The sequence below is a fragment of the Pseudomonas frigoris genome, from assembly GCF_047758635.1.
GTDB lineage: Bacteria > Pseudomonadota > Gammaproteobacteria > Pseudomonadales > Pseudomonadaceae > Aquipseudomonas > Aquipseudomonas frigoris.
In genome coordinates this window covers 5,135,172-5,150,476 of sequence record NZ_CP180479.1, presented here as the reverse complement: position 1 = coordinate 5,150,476, position 15,305 = coordinate 5,135,172, and the positions used below count along the sequence as shown (strand labels likewise).

17 protein-coding genes and 1 riboswitch are annotated in these 15,305 nt (G+C 61.1%); of the genes, 15 read left to right on the top strand and 2 right to left on the bottom strand.

Going from position 1 to position 15,305, the window contains the following annotated elements:
• The first annotated feature begins 107 nt into the window (after positions 1-107).
• From hda to ACMXYH_RS23620, 4 genes are all read left to right on the top strand, one after another.
• A complete protein-coding gene (gene hda / locus ACMXYH_RS23635; RefSeq protein WP_008148645.1) occupies positions 108-812 on the top strand; it encodes a DnaA regulatory inactivator Hda in 705 nt (234 codons plus the stop codon).
• A 227-nt stretch (positions 813-1,039) separates the two neighbouring features.
• Positions 1,040-1,690, top strand: coding sequence for a C40 family peptidase (locus ACMXYH_RS23630; protein WP_129442322.1), 651 nt, complete (start codon positions 1,040-1,042; stop codon positions 1,688-1,690).
• A 165-nt stretch (positions 1,691-1,855) separates the two neighbouring features.
• Complete coding sequence (locus ACMXYH_RS23625; protein WP_129442324.1) at positions 1,856-2,392, top strand: C40 family peptidase; 537 nt, start codon at positions 1,856-1,858, stop codon at positions 2,390-2,392.
• 15 nt (positions 2,393-2,407) lie between these two features.
• Complete coding sequence (locus tag ACMXYH_RS23620; RefSeq protein ID WP_415765139.1) at positions 2,408-3,061, top strand: O-methyltransferase; 654 nt, start codon at positions 2,408-2,410, stop codon at positions 3,059-3,061.
• Between the two features lie 133 nt (positions 3,062-3,194).
• Here the strand turns inward: ACMXYH_RS23620 and ACMXYH_RS23615 are convergent, their stop codons facing one another.
• Entirely contained in the window at positions 3,195-4,508 is a 1,314-nt protein-coding gene (locus tag ACMXYH_RS23615) for a PQQ-dependent sugar dehydrogenase (protein ID WP_129442328.1), read from the bottom strand.
• A gap of 68 nt (positions 4,509-4,576) precedes the next feature.
• Positions 4,577-5,161, bottom strand: coding sequence for a hypothetical protein (locus ACMXYH_RS23610; RefSeq protein ID WP_415765138.1), 585 nt, complete (start codon positions 5,159-5,161; stop codon positions 4,577-4,579).
• A 154-nt stretch (positions 5,162-5,315) separates the two neighbouring features.
• Positions 5,316-5,549: riboswitch (cobalamin riboswitch) on the top strand.
• A gap of 81 nt (positions 5,550-5,630) precedes the next feature.
• On the opposite strand from ACMXYH_RS23610, the gene cobO reads away from it, so the two are divergent.
• From cobO to ACMXYH_RS23555, 11 genes are all read left to right on the top strand, one after another.
• Positions 5,631-6,242 carry a cob(I)yrinic acid a,c-diamide adenosyltransferase gene (gene cobO / locus ACMXYH_RS23605; RefSeq protein WP_046048017.1) on the top strand — a complete coding sequence of 204 codons (612 nt, stop codon included), beginning with the start codon at positions 5,631-5,633 and terminating at the stop codon, positions 6,240-6,242.
• Positions 6,239-7,654, top strand: a complete 1,416-nt coding sequence (locus tag ACMXYH_RS23600; protein ID WP_415765137.1) for a cobyrinate a,c-diamide synthase — start codon at positions 6,239-6,241, stop codon at positions 7,652-7,654. The genes cobO and ACMXYH_RS23600 overlap by 4 nt, the downstream gene beginning before the upstream one ends.
• Complete coding sequence (gene bluB / locus ACMXYH_RS23595; RefSeq protein ID WP_134098072.1) at positions 7,651-8,301, top strand: 5,6-dimethylbenzimidazole synthase; 651 nt, start codon at positions 7,651-7,653, stop codon at positions 8,299-8,301. The genes ACMXYH_RS23600 and bluB overlap by 4 nt, the downstream gene beginning before the upstream one ends.
• The gene (cbiB, locus tag ACMXYH_RS23590; RefSeq protein ID WP_415765136.1) at positions 8,298-9,206 is read left to right on the top strand and encodes an adenosylcobinamide-phosphate synthase CbiB; all 909 of its coding nucleotides are present in this window, start codon (positions 8,298-8,300) and stop codon (positions 9,204-9,206) included. Before bluB ends, cbiB begins: the two co-directional genes overlap by 4 nt.
• The gene (cobD, locus tag ACMXYH_RS23585) at positions 9,199-10,191 is read left to right on the top strand and encodes a threonine-phosphate decarboxylase CobD (protein ID WP_415765135.1); all 993 of its coding nucleotides are present in this window, start codon (positions 9,199-9,201) and stop codon (positions 10,189-10,191) included. Before cbiB ends, cobD begins: the two co-directional genes overlap by 8 nt.
• The gene (locus ACMXYH_RS23580; protein WP_415765134.1) at positions 10,188-11,639 is read left to right on the top strand and encodes a cobyric acid synthase; all 1,452 of its coding nucleotides are present in this window, start codon (positions 10,188-10,190) and stop codon (positions 11,637-11,639) included. Before cobD ends, ACMXYH_RS23580 begins: the two co-directional genes overlap by 4 nt.
• A 136-nt stretch (positions 11,640-11,775) precedes the next feature.
• Positions 11,776-12,297 carry a bifunctional adenosylcobinamide kinase/adenosylcobinamide-phosphate guanylyltransferase gene (gene cobU / locus ACMXYH_RS23575; RefSeq protein ID WP_129442343.1) on the top strand — a complete coding sequence of 174 codons (522 nt, stop codon included), beginning with the start codon at positions 11,776-11,778 and terminating at the stop codon, positions 12,295-12,297.
• The gene (gene cobT / locus ACMXYH_RS23570; RefSeq protein ID WP_415765133.1) at positions 12,294-13,349 is read left to right on the top strand and encodes a nicotinate-nucleotide--dimethylbenzimidazole phosphoribosyltransferase; all 1,056 of its coding nucleotides are present in this window, start codon (positions 12,294-12,296) and stop codon (positions 13,347-13,349) included. The genes cobU and cobT overlap by 4 nt, the downstream gene beginning before the upstream one ends.
• Positions 13,346-13,921 (top strand): alpha-ribazole phosphatase family protein, encoded by a 576-nt coding sequence (gene cobC, locus ACMXYH_RS23565; RefSeq protein WP_415765132.1) that lies wholly within the window; start codon positions 13,346-13,348, stop codon positions 13,919-13,921. Before cobT ends, cobC begins: the two co-directional genes overlap by 4 nt.
• Positions 13,922-13,923: 2 nt before the next feature.
• Positions 13,924-14,655 carry an adenosylcobinamide-GDP ribazoletransferase gene (locus ACMXYH_RS23560; protein WP_415765131.1) on the top strand — a complete coding sequence of 244 codons (732 nt, stop codon included), beginning with the start codon at positions 13,924-13,926 and terminating at the stop codon, positions 14,653-14,655.
• Positions 14,656-14,890: 235 nt separating this feature from the next.
• Positions 14,891-15,295: a MarR family winged helix-turn-helix transcriptional regulator gene (locus tag ACMXYH_RS23555; RefSeq protein ID WP_033055842.1), complete on the top strand. Its 405-nt coding sequence runs from the start codon at positions 14,891-14,893 to the stop codon at positions 15,293-15,295.
• The last annotated feature ends 10 nt before the right edge of the window (positions 15,296-15,305 follow it).

Here is a 15,305-nt window from a genome sequence, read left to right as displayed (position 1 = left end):
TGATTTTGCTTGTGGTCTGTCGCATTGTGCGACCCGCCTCACGGGTATAAACTTCGCAAACTTTACACAGAGGCCACTAACGGTTCCTTTGGAACTGTTCAGTCAGCATGAAACCGATTCAGCTGCCCCTAGGTGTGCGTCTGCGTGATGACGCTACCTTTATCAATTACTATCCAGGCGCCAATGCCGCTGCACTCGGCTATGTCGAGCGGCTATGCGAAGCCGACGCCGGCTGGACCGAAAGCCTGATTTATCTCTGGGGCAAGGACGGGGTAGGGCGTACGCACTTGTTGCAGGCGGCCTGCCTGCGCTTCGAGCAACTGGGGGAGCCTGCGGTGTATTTGCCGTTGGCCGAGCTGCTTGATCGCGGCATCGCCATCCTCGACAACCTCGAACAGTACGAACTGGTCTGCCTGGATGATTTGCAGGCGGTGGCCGGTCGGGCGGATTGGGAAGAGGCGCTGTTCCATCTGTTCAATCGTCTGCGTGACAGCGGTCGACGCCTGTTGATCGCCGCGTCGACATCCCCGCGTGAACTGCCGGTGAAGCTGGCGGACCTCAAATCCCGTCTGACGTTGGCGCTGATCTTTCAGATGCGTCCGCTCTCCGACGAAGACAAATTGCGTGCCTTGCAACTGCGCGCATCTCGTCGTGGTCTGCACCTGACCGATGAAGTCGGGCATTTTATTTTGACCCGCGGTACGCGCAGCATGAGTGCACTTTTCGAGCTGCTTGAGCGTCTCGATCAGGCCTCCCTCCAGGCTCAGCGCAAGCTGACGATTCCCTTTCTGAAAGAAACGCTTGGCTGGTAACAAACGCCTGGTAAAGCCAAGGCCCTAGCGGGTTTCGGCATATTTCAGGCGTCAAGAAATCCGCTTTCCTACAGGGTTGCAGGCTGCGCGAACGTCTAAAACGGGCTTAAGCGCTTAGATGTAAACGAGAAACCGATAAGTCACATCAAGATCGATTGAATTTGCAAATGAGGTTGATAGCGGGCATAGTCTCGCCTTCTTTACAACTATCAGCCACGGTCGTGCCCATGCTAAATCGCTTTGCACCCCTCGTGCCCCTCGCACTCGTCACCCTGTTGTTCGGTTGCGCTGCCCACTCTCCAGTGTCCCAGCAAGAGCAACAACAGCAGGTTAAAAATTCTGCAACCGCCCAGTCTTCTGCTCTTTATCAGCAAGCTCTTTTTCAAGAAGAAGCGGCCACCGAAAAAGAACTGGCAGACTTCGCCGGCGGCAAGTCCTACCAGCTTCCGGTTCTGGCCGACAGCATCCTCGAACGCGGCATGTCCCTGATCGGTACCCGTTACCGTTTCGGCGGCACCTCCGAAGCTGGCTTTGATTGCAGCGGCTTCATCGGTTACCTGTTTCGTGAAGAAGCCGGCCTGAACCTGCCACGCTCCACTCGAGAAATGATCAACGTCGACGCTCCGCTGGTTTCTCGCAGCAAACTGGAGCCGGGCGATTTGCTGTTTTTCGCCACCAATGGCCGTCGCGGCCGCGTCAGTCACGCCGGGATCTACCTGGGTGACAACCAGTTCATCCATTCCAGCAGCCGCAAAAGCGGTGGTGTCCGGATCGATAGCCTGGGCGACAGCTACTGGAGCAAGACCTTCATCGAAGCCAAGCGCGCACTGGCGATGGCGCCGACTGCAGCCCCGACGATCGTCACGGCTCGCAAGTAAGCGGACATTTTGTAAGGTGAACTTAAAGTCTTACTTGAAGTTTGCCGCGTAGCCGCTAGAATCCTGATCTATTATTGATGGCAAACCGCCTGCGTCCTGCGCAGGCGGTTTTCTTTTCTGCGCCCCCTGCAGAAAAAGCCGCAGCCAGATCAGGATGCTCTGCATATGTCGACGTCGGCCCGCCTCGCAATCATGTTCTTCGCCGCGCTGCTCAGCGCCTGCGCCAGCCGTACACCGCCTCCTGCGCCGGTGGTTCGCGCTCCCATTATTTTCAGTTCCTCCCAAGCATTCTCCCCTGAGGCAGAAGACGTATTGTTCCGCGCGCTCGGCCTGGTGGGCACACCGTATCGCTGGGGTGGCAACACGCCGGATTCGGGTTTCGATTGCAGCGGGCTGATCGGTTATGTCTACCGTGACGTCGCCGGCATTTCCCTGCCGCGTACCACGCGCGAGATGATCAGCATGCAGGCGGCCAGCGTGGGCAAGGAAGGTCTGCAAACCGGTGACCTGATCTTCTTCGCCACCAATGGCGGTTCTCAGGTCAGCCACGCCGGGATCTACGTCGGCGAAGGTCGCTTCGTCCATGCGCCCGCCACCGGCGGCACGGTGAAGCTCGACAGCTTGTCCAAAGCTTACTGGCAGAAAGCCTATCTGAGTGCCAAGCGCGTCTTGCAACCTGAGCACTTGGCACGCAACCCCTAAATGGCAGAGGTTGTCATGACCGCTCGCACACTCAATCTCGACGATTCCCTGTATCAATACGTGCTCGACGTTTCCCTGCGCGAAACGCCGCTGCTCAAGCGTTTGCGTGACGAAACCCAGGCGCTGCCCATGGCTCGCTGGCAGGTGGCGCCCGAGCAAGGTCAGTTCCTCGCGCTATTGGTGAAGCTCACCGGCGCCAAGCGTCTGCTGGAAGTGGGCACCTTTACCGGTTACAGCGCGTTGTGCATGGCGGCTGCATTGCCGGATGACGGTTCGCTGATCTGCTGTGACATTCCCGGCGACTACAACGCCATCGCGCGCCGTTACTGGCAGGAGGCGGGGCTTGCCGAGCGGATCGATCTGCGTCTGGCGCCCGCGCTGGAAACCCTGGCTCAGCTGGATCAGCAAGTGCCATTCGACCTGATCTTCATCGATGCCGACAAAGCCAACTACCCACGCTATCTGGAGCACGCATTACGTCTGCTGCGCGTCGGCGGTCTGGCGGTGTTTGATAACACGCTGTGGAGTGGCCGGGTGCTTGAGGACAATCCCGAGAGCGAAGACACCCGAGCCATCCAGGCACTCAATCGTGCCTTGAAGGATGACTCGCGTGTTGACCTGTCGTTGTTGCCAATAGGCGATGGTTTAACGCTGTGCCGCAAAAGGTAGGCGCTGAACCGATCTAATGTGGGAGCGGGCTTGCTCGCGAAGACGGTGTAACAGACAAAAGAGATGCTGAATGTTATGGCCTCTTCGCGAGCAAGCCCGCTCCCACAGGGTTATGCGTTTTGTAGTAATAACGTTATTTAGCCGCTGACACGCGCCACACCTTGTTGCCCACGTCATCCGCCACCAACAAATCACCCTGCTGGTCAATCACCACGCCCACTGGCCGGCCCATGGCTTTCTCATCTGCGTTGAGGAAACCTGTGAGCACATCGACCGGTTGCCCAGTCGGTTTGCCTCCCGCGAACGGTACGAAAATCACTTTATAGCCACTGTGCGGTTTACGGTTCCACGAACCGTGCTGGCCGACGAACGCCCCTTCCTTGAACTGCGCCGGCAGTCTGTTGCCTTCAGCGAACGTCAGGCCCAACGAGGCGGTATGCGGGCCGACCGCGTAGTCCGGAGCAATGGCCGTGGCCACCAGGTCGGGGTTTTGCGGTTCGACGCGGATGTCGACGTGCTGACCGTAATAACTGTAAGGCCAGCCATAGAACCCGCCGTCCTTCACTGACGTGATGTAGTCCGGCACCAGATCGCTGCCGATCTCGTCACGTTCGTTGACCGCTGTCCACAATGCGCCGCTCCGAGGTTCCCAGGCTAGCCCGTTTGGATTACGAATCCCCGAGGCAAAGATCCGATGGTTGCCGGTGGCGCGATCCACTTCCCAGATCGCTGCCCGACCTTCTTCCTTGTCCATGCCGTTTTCGGCCACGTTGCTGTTGGAGCCTACGGTGACGTACAGCTTGCTGCCGTCCTTGCTGGCGATGACGTTTTTGGTCCAGTGGTGATTCAGCGTACCGCCCGGCAGGTCGATCACCTTCATAGGCTGCGACTTGATCGCCGTCTCGCCGTTTTCATAGTGGAAACGCAGCAAGCGGTCCGTGTCGGCGACGTAGAGGTCATTGCCGACCAGGGTCATACCGAAGGGCGAGTTGAGGTTTTCCAGGAACACCGTACGGGTTTCGGCGATGCCGTCGTGGTCCTTGTCCCGCAGCAGCGTGATGCGATTCGGGCTCGGTACTTTGGCGCCGGCACGGTCCATGACTTTGCCCATGACCCAGCCACGAATGCCTTTGCCGTCATCGGGTTTGGGGGGTGCGTTGGTTTCGGCCACCAGCACGTCGCCGTTAGGCAATACGTAAAGCCAGCGCGGGTGATCGAGACCTTCGGCAAACGCCGCCACCTGAGTCCCTGTCGCGGCGATAGGCTTCGCGCCGTTCGGCCAGCCAATCGCCGGGGCGATGTTCACTGTCGGGATCAGGGTTTTGTTTGGTTCTGGCAGCTTGGGTGACGGGCCGGTGCCGTCGGAGACTTGCAGCCTGGAGGTTTCACCACAGGCGGCAAGCCCTCCGGCGAGCACGATGACGAGAACGAGCGGGGGCTTGCGCATGCTGATCTTCCCTATGAATGCATTGACCTAATCAATAGAGAAGCGCAAATGCGCGATGGTTCAACCGGTCAGCCGCGGGCTTCCTTGAACAGCACGGCAATGCCGGGGTGATAGTTGCCGGCATCGTTGCGCAACTTGCGATAGGCATAGGGGAAGTACCAGGCCACCGCGCAGGTGTGTTCCTTTTGCAGGTCGTCGACCATGTCCTGGAGCTCTTCCGGGGTGGCGCTTTGTTGGGCTTTTTGCGGCGCAACGAACAGGCAGCCGAGTTTCAGGTCGCTGGCGTAGCTGATGCGTTTGGCGTCACTGGTGATGTCTTGCAACGCTTGAGTCAGGTTCAGGCTGTTGACGCGTGGCCAGCGCTGGGTCGCCTGAAGGTAAGCGCGTTCTTCGCTGGTCGCGATAAACAGGTCGGCGCGGCCATTGCGTTCGCCTTCTTCGGTCTGTTTACGGGTCGGTGTTTGTTGCAGCGTGACCATTTCCGCCATCCAGGCCGCGGCGGACAGCAGGCTCAGGTTGGCTTTTTCGTCGAACCAGTAAGGCGTGTCGTTATCGCCGCGCACGGCGTTGTAGCGGTCGATACAGTCAAACCAGCGTTCCAGCACCGGGCGCAGGAATTCCAGCTTCGGATTGCTGATGATCATGCCTTGCATGTGGCTCACCCTTGTTATTGTGTTGTGAGATTGTGGCTCTTTGATATCACTGCTGAGAGTGTGGCACAAGATTGGCGCCAGATAATTGATCGACGGCAGTTATTCGCTCGCAGGCCGCCCGTCTTCAATTGACGCTCCATCCCCAACCCTCTAACCTTCGCGGCTTGTTTCAGGTGCTCTGTGACCTTGGTCGACAGAGTGAAACAGGGAAGCCGGTGAGTGACTCTCTTCACGCGACGAAGAGCCATGATCCCGGCGCTGCCCCCGCAACGGTAAATGAGTGAAGGCTGCGCCTTGAGCCACTGTGTCGTATGACATGGGAAGGCGCGCAGTCAGGCAAAAAATGCCGCTCATGAGCCCGGAGACCGGCCTGATCCATCCAGCGGCATCACGGTGGGCGATGCCAGGCTTCTTGCCGTCTATTCTTGTGCCTGCCCGCCGTTATCCAGCCTCAACGGAGAGCTCCCCCATGACTGATACCCCCGATCGTGACGAACGTCATCTGGCGCGCATGCTGCGCAAAAAAGCCGTGATCGACGAACGCATCGCCAATTCCCCGAATGAATGTGGCCTGCTGCTGGTGCTGACCGGCAACGGCAAAGGCAAAAGCAGCTCGGCCTTCGGCATGCTCGCCCGGTCCATGGGCCACGGCATGCAGTGTGGCGTGGTGCAGTTCATCAAGGGGCGCAGCAGCACCGGCGAAGAACTGTTCTTTCGGCGCTTTCCGGAACAGGTGCGTTTTCATGTGATGGGCGAGGGCTTCACCTGGGAAACCCAGGATCGCCAGCGAGACATCGCCGCCGCCGAAGCCGCGTGGGCGGTGTCGCGCGAATTGCTGCGTGACCCGTCGATCGGCCTGGTGGTGCTGGATGAATTGAACATCGCGCTCAAGCACGGTTATCTGGACCTCGATCAAGTGCTCAGCGACTTGCAGGCCCGTCCGCCGATGCAGCATGTGGTGGTGACCGGTCGCGGCGCCAAGCCGGAGATGATCGAACTGGCCGACACCGTCACCGAAATGGGCGTGATCAAGCACGCATTCCAGGCCGGGATCAAAGCGCAAAAAGGCGTCGAATTGTGAGTCAACCACGTCATTGCCCGGCGGTATTGATTGCCGCGCCGGCCTCCGGTCAGGGCAAGACCACCGTCACCGCCGCGCTGGCCCGTTTGCATCGCAATCAGGGGCGCAAGGTGCGCGTATTCAAATGCGGCCCGGACTTTCTGGACCCGATGATTCTCGAGCGCGCCAGCGGTGCGCCGGTGTATCAACTGGACATGTGGATGGTCGGCGAGCAGGAAAGTCGTCGACTATTGTGGGAGGCCGCCGGCGAAGCCGATCTGATCCTCATCGAAGGCGTCATGGGACTGTTCGACGGTACGCCGTCCAGCGCTGATCTGGCGCGACACTTCGGTGTGCCGGTGCTCGGTGTGATCGATGGCACTGCCATGGCCCAGACCTTTGGCGCACTGGCCTTGGGGCTGGCGCGTTATCAGCCGGACCTGCCGTTTGCCGGTGTGTTGGCCAATCGTGTTGGCACGTTGCGGCACGCGCAATTGCTCGAAGGCAGCCTGACTGAAGGCTTGCGCTGGTACGGCGCCTTGTCCCGGGAAACGGGGATCGAATTGCCGAGTCGCCATTTGGGTCTGGTTCAGGCCAGTGAGTTGAACGATCTCGACCTGCGCCTCGATGCGGCGGCCGATGCACTGGCCAGCAGCTGCGAGGTCGCGCTGCCACCAGCAGTGGAATTCGCCGCTCCTGATGTGATCGCTGTCGAGCCTCTGTTGGCCGGCGTTCGAATTGCCGTGGCCCGTGACGAAGCGTTTGCCTTCACCTACGGCGCGAGCCTGGATTTGCTGCGAGCCATGGGCGCCGAGCTGCTGTTTTTCTCGCCGATCCGCGACGCCGGTTTGCCGGAGGTAGATAGCCTCTATCTGCCGGGCGGTTATCCCGAATTGCACCATGTGGCGCTGTCACAGAACACCACGATGCTGGCCGCAATCCGCGCTCACCATGCGGCGGGGAAACCGATGTTGGCCGAGTGTGGTGGCATGCTCTATCTGCTCGATTCGCTGACCGATGTCGAGGGCACTCGCGCTGAATTAGTCGGCTTGCTGGCCGGTGATGCGGTGATGCAAAAGCGTCTGGCCGCGTTGGCGTTGCAGGCAGTCGAGTTGCCGGAAGGTTCGCTGCGCGGGCACACCTATCACCACTCGCTGACCAGTACCGAGCTTGAACCTATTGCTCGTGGCTTGAGCCCAAACGGTGGGCGCGGGGCAGAGGCGGTTTACCGCGAAGGGCGGATGACGGCTTCTTATGTGCATTTCTATTTCCCGTCCAATCCATCGGCGATTGCCGCGCTGTTTGTGCCTGACCTTCAAGCCGCCTTCGCGAGCAAGTCGAATCGTCGCACCGCCGCTCCCACATTGGACCGCGTTTCTTCAGGCAACACACTTTCTAATGTGGGAGCGGGCTTGCTCGCGAAGAGGCCATGACTGACAACGCCTTCTCCGAAGCTGAGCGCGCGGCGGTCTACCGAGCCATCGGCGAACGCCGTGACATGCGTCATTTCAGCGGTGGCACGGTCGAGCCCGAGTTACTGCGGCGCCTGCTCGAAGCCGCGCATCAGGCGCCGAGTGTCGGCCTGATGCAGCCTTGGCGGTTCATCCGCATCAGTGATCGAGCCCTGCGCGGCAAGATCCAGTCACTGGTGGAAGAAGAACGCATCCGCACCGCCGAAGCCCTCGGCGAGCGCACCGACGAATTCATGAAGCTGAAAGTCGAAGGCATCAACGACTGCGCCGAAGTGCTGGTTGCTGCGCTGATGGATGATCGCGAGCGTCACATCTTCGGCCGTCGCACGATGCCGGAAATGGACATGGCCTCGTTGTCCTGCGCGATCCAGAACCTCTGGCTGGCCTCCCGCGCTGAAGGATTGGGCATGGGCTGGGTCTCGCTGTTCGAGCCGCAAGCGCTGGCGGACTTGCTGGGGTTGCCCGCCGGAGCCAAGCCGTTGGCCGTTCTTTGTCTCGGCCCGGTCAAGGAATTCTATCCGGCGCCGATGCTGGTACTCGAAGGCTGGGCGCAGGCGCGTCCGCTCAGTGAGCTGCTGTATGAAAATTATTGGGGAGTGAGTCAATGAGTGTGGCGTTGTTGAGTGTTGCCGCGGTTGCGCTGGATGCGCTGCTGGGTGAACCCAAACGCTGGCATCCGCTGGTGGCTTTCGGCCGTTTTGCCGACCGCATCGAGCAACGTTTCAATGGTGAAGGTCGCGGCTGGCGCAGTCATGGCGTCACTGCCTGGGTGATCGCGGTGTTGCCGCTGACCTTGCTGGCCACGGCGTTTTCCTGGGCGCCCTATGTCGGCTGGATCGTCGAAATTCTCGTGCTCTATTGCGCCCTCGGCATGCGCAGCCTCGGTGAACATGTCGAGCCGGTGGCCAAGGCGCTGCGCAGTAATGATCTGGACGAGGCGCGCAAACGGGTCAGTTATCTGGTCAGCCGCCAGACCAGCGAACTGGATAAAACCGAAGTCGCCCGCGCCGCCACAGAATCGGTGCTGGAGAACGGCAGCGATGCGGTATTCGCTGCGCTGTTCTGGTTTGCCGTGGCCGGCGCGCCTGGTGTGGTGCTCTACCGTTTGAGCAACACGCTGGATGCGATGTGGGGTTACCGCAATGTACGATTCGAGCGTTTCGGCTGGGCCGCGGCAAAGATCGACGATGTCCTCAACTATATTCCTGCACGCCTGGTGGCGCTGACCTACGCGCTGCTGGGTAAAACCCGACTGGCGCTGAAATGCTGGCGCACCCAGGGCCCGACCTGGGACAGCCCGAATGCCGGTCCGGTGATGGCGGCCGGTGCCGGTGCGCTCGGAGTCGAGTTGGGCGGGGCGGCGATTTATCACGGTGAACTGCATCAGCGTCCACCACTGGGCGAAGGCGTGCCGGCAGACGCCGACTCCATCGACCGCGGCTGGCAATTGGTCCAGCGCGGGGTATGGTTATGGTTGCTGATCCTCTGCGTGGGGGCTGAATTTTATGCTTGAGCACGGTGGTCGGTTACGCAAGGCGGCGCTCGATTACGGCATCGCCGAAGCCGATTGGCTCGACCTGTCCAGCGGCCTCGCGCCCTGGCCGTTTCCGGTTCCGGAGATTCCGTTGCGGGCCTGGGCGCGTTTGCCGGAAACCGATGACGGTCTGGAGCAGGCGGCCTGTGATTATTACGGCGCTGCTCAGGTGCTGCCGGTGGCCGGCTCGCAAATGGCGATCCAGTTGCTGCCGCGTTTGCGCCGGGTCGGCAAGGTCGGCGTGCTCTCGCCGTGTTACGCCGAACACGCCGAAGCGTGGCGCCGTAATGGCTACATCGTGCGTGAAGTGCTGGAGCAGGAAGTCGACTTCTTTCTCGACAGTCTCGACGTGTTGGTGGTGGTCAACCCGAACAACCCAACCGGCCTGAGCCTGACGCCGAGTCGGCTGCTCGACTGGCATTCGCGGCTGGCGCAGCGCGGTGGCTGGCTGGTGGTGGACGAGGCGTTTATGGACAACACGCCGCCGCTGAGCCTGGCACCTTTTGCCAATCAGGTCGGGTTGATCGTGCTGCGTTCCTTCGGCAAGTTTTTCGGCCTGGCCGGTGTGCGCCTGGGTTTCGTACTGGCCGAGCGCAAGTTGCTCAAGTTGCTGGCCGAGCAAGTGGGACCGTGGGCGGTCAGTGGGCCGACGCGGGTACTGGGTCAGGCCTGTCTGCTGGATACCGAAGGGCATGCCCGGCAACGGGTTCGCGCTGAAGAGGCCAGCGAGCGTCTGGCGCTGCTGCTTGAACACCACGGTTTCAAACCACAGGGCGGCTGCGCCTTGTTTCAATGGTTGATCACCGATCACGCCGAAGCGTTGCACGAATTCATGGCCCGGCGCGGCATTCTGCTGCGGTTGTTCACGCACAACAGCAGCCTGCGTTTCGGCTTGCCCGCTGATGAAACCGACTGGACACGTCTCGCGCAAGCGCTCGAAGCCTACGCCAAGGAAACCCAATGACTACGTTGATGGTGCAAGGCACCACTTCCGACGCTGGTAAAAGTACGCTGGTGACGGCGTTGTGCCGCTGGGTCACGCGTCAGGGCGTCAGCGTCGTGCCGTTCAAGCCGCAGAACATGGCACTTAACAGTGCGGTGACCGCCGACGGTGGCGAGATCGGTCGCGCGCAAGCGGTGCAGGCTCAGGCCGCCAACCTTGAGCCGCACACCGACATGAACCCGGTGCTGCTCAAGCCCAACAGCGATACCGGCGCTCAAGTGATCATCCATGGCCGCGCGGTCACGACGATGAACGCGGTCGCGTATCACGACTACAAAGCCATCGCCATGCAAGCAGTGCTGGCCTCCCATGAACGGCTGAGCGCAGCGTATCCAGTGGTCATGGTCGAAGGCGCGGGTTCGCCGGCCGAGATCAATCTGCGTGCTGGCGACATCGCCAACATGGGCTTTGCCGAGGCCGTGGATTGTCCGGTCGTGCTGATCGCCGACATCAATCGCGGCGGGGTTTTCGCGCATCTGGTGGGCACACTGGAACTGCTGTCGCCCAGCGAGCAGGCGCGGGTCAAAGGCTTCATCATCAACCGGTTTCGCGGCGATATCGCTTTGCTGCAACCGGGTCTCGACTGGCTGGAAGCGCGCACCGGAAAACCGGTGATCGGCGTTCTGCCTTACGTGATGGACCTGCACCTGGAAGCCGAGGACGGCATCGATCAGCGTCAGACCGACAAGGCCGACCAGGTGCTGAAAGTGCTGGTGCCGGTGCTGCCGCGCATCAGCAACCACACCGATTTCGATCCACTGCGCTTGCATCCGCAGGTGGATCTGCAATTTGTCGGCCCCGGTCAGGCGATTCCGCCGGCGGACCTGATTATTCTCCCCGGATCGAAGAGCGTGCGTAGCGACCTCGCGTATCTGCGGGCCAATGGCTGGGACACCGCTATTAATCGTCATCTTCGTTATGGCGGTAAAGTGCTGGGGATTTGCGGCGGTCTGCAAATGCTCGGCGAGCAGGTACACGACCCGCTAGGCCTCGAAGGCGCACCGGGTTCCAGCGCCGGTTTGGGCTTGTTGGCGTTTGAAACGCAGCTCGAAGAAGAGAAGCAGCTGCGCAATGTGCGCGGACGTCTGGCGCTCGAAGACGCGCCGGTCAGCGGTTACGAAATTCATGCCGGCGTCACCACCGGGCCGGCATTGGAAAACGCCGCGGTGCAGCTGGACGACGGTCGCTGCGACGGTGCGCAAAGCGTGGACGGGCAGATTTTCGGCACCTATCTGCATGGGCTGTTTGAATCGCCCGCGGCGTGCAGTGCGTTGTTGCGCTGGGCAGGTTTGCAGGCGGTGCAGGAAGTGGATTATCACGCGTTGCGTGAGCGCGATATCGAGCGGCTGGCGGATCTGGTGGAGAAGCATCTGGATACCCGGCTGTTGCGTGAGCTCTGCGGGTTTTAGGGTGAATTTGATGGCCTCTTCGCGACCAAGTCGAATCGTCGCACCGCCGCTCCCACATTGGAATGCGGTCAACTGTGGGAGCGAGCTTGCTTGCGATGAGGCCCGTCGCCACACCGCCAATTTGAAGGAATGAACCATGCTGCAACTGATCCTCGGCGGCGCCCGTTCCGGTAAAAGCCGCCTGGCCGAAAAACTCGCCTCCGACAGCAATCTGGCGGTGACCTACATTGCCACCAGCCAACCCCTCGACGGTGAAATGAACGAGCGGGTCGCCCATCACCGCGCCCGTCGTCCAGCCGAATGGGCGTTGATCGAAGAGCCTGTGGAACTCGCCCGCATCCTGCGCGAAACCGCCAGTGCCGAACGTTGCCTGCTGGTGGATTGCCTGACGTTGTGGATGACCAATCTGCTGATGCTCGACGACGCCGAGCGACTGTCTGCCGAACGTGATGCATTGCTGGAGTGCCTGGCGTCGTTGCCGGGTGAAATCATTTTTGTCAGCAACGAGACCGGAATGGGTGTCGTGCCGCTGGGCGAATTGACTCGCCGCTATGTCGATGAAGCCGGTTGGCTGCATCAAGCGTTGGCCGAGCGCTGTCAACGCGTCGTCCTGACCGTCGCCGGTCTGCCCCTGACTTTGAAAGGAACTGCGTTATGACTCAATCCTGGTGGCTTAACCCGTGCAAACCGATCGATGCTCAAGCGGTCGAGCAGGCGCAGGCCCGTCAACAGCAGCTGACCAAACCGGCCGGCTCCCTCGGTCGGCTGGAGTCGGTGGCCGTCCAATTGGCCGGGTTACAAGGGCAGGTCAAGCCGAGACTGGATCAGCTGTGGATCGCGATTTTTGCCGGTGACCATGGCGTGGTCGCTGAAGGGGTATCGGCATTTCCCCAGGAAGTTACCGGGCAGATGCTGCACAACTTCGTCAGCGGCGGGGCGGCGATCAGCGTGTTGGCGCGGCAACTCGGGGCATCCCTTGAAGTCGTCGACCTCGGCACGGTCACGCCGTCGTTGAATTTGCCGGGTGTGCGTCACTTGAACATCGGCCCGGGCACGGCGAATTTCGTTGAGGGTTCGGCGATGACACCGGCTCAAGGCGAACTCGCTTTGCAGGCTGGCCGCGACAGCGTGCAGCGCGCCATCTCGGCGGGTGCGCAGTTGTTTATCGGTGGCGAGATGGGCATCGGCAACACCACCGCGGCCAGCGCATTGGCCTGTGCCTTGCTCGATTGCCCGGTGGTGCATCTGGCCGGGCCGGGCACGGGTTTGAACGCGGCGGGCGTCAGTCATAAAGCCCAGGTTATCGAGCGCGCTTTGGCGTTGCACAGCGCTCAACGTGGCGATGCACTGCAAACCCTGTTCAACCTCGGCGGTTTTGAAATCGCGGCACTGGTCGGCGCGTATCTGGCGTGTGCCCAGGAAGGCGTCGCGGTGCTGGTGGACGGTTTCATCTGCAGCGTCGCGGCATTGGTGGCGGTGCGCTTGAATCCTGAATGCCGTCAGTGGCTGTTGTTCGGTCATCGCGGCGCCGAGCCGGGTCATCATCATGTATTGGAAACCCTGAACGCCGAACCGCTGCTGGACCTCGGCCTGCGTCTGGGCGAGGGCAGCGGCGCCGCATTGGCCGTGCCATTGCTGCGTCTGGCGTGCGACCTTCACGGGCAAATGGCGACTTTCGCCGAGGCCGCTGTGGCGGATCGTCCGGCATGACCTTGCGCCTGGACCTGTTGCGCCACGGTGAAACCGAGCTCGGCGGCGGTTTGCGCGGCAGCCTCGACGATGCTCTGACCGACAAGGGCTGGGCGCAGATGCGCGCGGCGGTAATCGAGCAGGGGCCTTGGGATCGTTTGGTCAGCTCGCCGTTGCAGCGGTGCGCGCGGTTCGCCGAAGAACTCGGCGCACAACTGGGGTTGCCAGTGCAGTTGGATAAAGACCTGCAAGAGCTGCACTTCGGCGCCTGGGAAGGGCAGAGCGCTGCGGCGCTGATGGAAACCGACGCCGAGGCGTTGGGATTGTTCTGGGCCGACCCTTACTCGTTTACGCCGCCACAGGGTGAGCCGGTGGTGGATTTTTCGTCGCGGGTGTTGGCAGCCGTTGAGCGCTTGCAGGCTACCTGCGCAGGCGAGCGGGTGTTGCTGATCAGTCACGGCGGGGTCATGCGCTTGTTGCTGGCTCAGGCGCGGGGATTGCCTCGTGAGCATTTGCTCAACGTCGAAGTCGGGCATGGCGCGTTGTTTTCGCTGACGGTCGAATCCGGCGTGTTGTTAAGGGAAGCGATCTGACCATGTTGCCGTTCTGGATCGCCCTGCAATTTTTGAGCAGTCTGCCGATTCGTCTGCCGGGCATGCCGGAACCACAGGATTTAGGGCGGTCGTTGCTGTTTTATCCGCTGGTCGGCCTGCTGTTCGGCGGGATTTTGTGGGCGTTCAACTGGCTGCTGCTCGGCATCCCGTTGTTGCTTCACGCAGCGCTGTTGCTGACGGTTTGGGTATTGCTCAGCGGCGCTTTGCACCTGGACGGCCTGGCCGACAGCGCCGATGCGTGGCTCGGTGGGTTCGGCGATCGAGAGCGCACGTTGACGATCATGAAGGACCCGCGCAGCGGGCCGATCGCGGTGGTGACGGTGGTGCTGGTGTTGCTGCTCAAGTTCGCTGCGTTGCTGGCATTGATCGAGCAGCAACACGCCGTTGTCCTGATCATTGTCCCGTTGATCGGGCGCAGCGCGATGCTGGGCTTGTTCCTGACCACGCCTTATGTGCGTGCCGGCGGTTTGGGGCAAGCCCTGGCCGATCATCTGCCGCGTTTGGCGGGTAAACGGGTGTTGGCGGTGAGTGCGTTGGCGTGTGTATTGATCGCGGGTCTCAGCGGCGTGTTGGCTGTGGCGCTGGCGGCGCTGGTGTTTGTCTGGCTGCGGCAAGTGATGCTGCGCCGATTGGGCGGCACGACGGGCGATACGGCGGGGGCGTTGTTGGAATTGCTGGAGGTTGCGGTGCTGGTGGGGTTGGCGTTGGTCTGATGAGTGATGGGGCGGATGTGCTGGACCTTTCGCGAGCAAGTCGAATCGTCGCACCGCCGCTCCCACGTTAGATCTCCTGCGGACACAGACTTTGTATTCGACGCCGATCAACTGTGGGAGCGGCGGTGCGACGATTCGACTTGCTCGCGAAGGCGGTCTGCCAGACACTCTCAATAACACTGTACGAACTCATCTGTAACTTGATTTAAAACAACCGCGGGTATATACACGCACCATGCTCGACTCCCAATGTTTATGCATCAACCTGCGTCGCGCCGCCCGAGGCGTCAGCAGGCACTACGACGGCGCGCTCGACGGCTTCGGGATCAACGTTGCCCAGTATTCTCTGCTGTGTAATCTGCAGCGTCTGGATAAACCGAGTATTTCCACGTTGGCCGAGGCCATGGGGCTGGATCGCAGTACCTTGGGGCGCAATCTGCGGGTGCTGGAAGGCGAAGGCCTGCTGATGCTGGTCGAGGGCGAAGACATGCGTAACCGCATTGTCATGCTCACCGAGGCCGGTGTTGAGCGCCTGAAAGCGGCCTTGCCCGCGTGGGAAGCGGCGCAACAGCGATTGATTGACCGCCTGGGTGCCGAGAAACGCGAAACCTTGCTGCGACTGCTGGACGAACTGGCGTGATGCCGGTTTT

Bases quoted from the DNA above. Each gene is read 5' to 3' on its own strand.
- hda (WP_008148645.1), top strand. From the start codon at position 108: ATGAAACCGATTCAGCTGCCCCTAGGTGTGCGTCTGCGTGATGACGCT.
- ACMXYH_RS23630 (WP_129442322.1), top strand. From the start codon at position 1,040: ATGCTAAATCGCTTTGCACCCCTCGTGCCCCTCGCACTCGTCACCCTG.
- ACMXYH_RS23625 (WP_129442324.1), top strand. From the start codon at position 1,856: ATGTCGACGTCGGCCCGCCTCGCAATCATGTTCTTCGCCGCGCTGCTC.
- ACMXYH_RS23620 (WP_415765139.1), top strand. From the start codon at position 2,408: ATGACCGCTCGCACACTCAATCTCGACGATTCCCTGTATCAATACGTG.
- ACMXYH_RS23615 (WP_129442328.1), bottom strand. From the start codon at position 4,508: ATGCGCAAGCCCCCGCTCGTTCTCGTCATCGTGCTCGCCGGAGGGCTT.
- ACMXYH_RS23610 (WP_415765138.1), bottom strand. From the start codon at position 5,161: ATGCAAGGCATGATCATCAGCAATCCGAAGCTGGAATTCCTGCGCCCG.
- cobO (WP_046048017.1), top strand. From the start codon at position 5,631: ATGACTGATACCCCCGATCGTGACGAACGTCATCTGGCGCGCATGCTG.
- bluB (WP_134098072.1), top strand. From the start codon at position 7,651: ATGACTGACAACGCCTTCTCCGAAGCTGAGCGCGCGGCGGTCTACCGA.
- cbiB (WP_415765136.1), top strand. From the start codon at position 8,298: ATGAGTGTGGCGTTGTTGAGTGTTGCCGCGGTTGCGCTGGATGCGCTG.
- cobD (WP_415765135.1), top strand. From the start codon at position 9,199: ATGCTTGAGCACGGTGGTCGGTTACGCAAGGCGGCGCTCGATTACGGC.
- ACMXYH_RS23580 (WP_415765134.1), top strand. From the start codon at position 10,188: ATGACTACGTTGATGGTGCAAGGCACCACTTCCGACGCTGGTAAAAGT.
- cobU (WP_129442343.1), top strand. From the start codon at position 11,776: ATGCTGCAACTGATCCTCGGCGGCGCCCGTTCCGGTAAAAGCCGCCTG.
- cobT (WP_415765133.1), top strand. From the start codon at position 12,294: ATGACTCAATCCTGGTGGCTTAACCCGTGCAAACCGATCGATGCTCAA.
- cobC (WP_415765132.1), top strand. From the start codon at position 13,346: ATGACCTTGCGCCTGGACCTGTTGCGCCACGGTGAAACCGAGCTCGGC.
- ACMXYH_RS23560 (WP_415765131.1), top strand. From the start codon at position 13,924: ATGTTGCCGTTCTGGATCGCCCTGCAATTTTTGAGCAGTCTGCCGATT.
- ACMXYH_RS23555 (WP_033055842.1), top strand. From the start codon at position 14,891: ATGCTCGACTCCCAATGTTTATGCATCAACCTGCGTCGCGCCGCCCGA.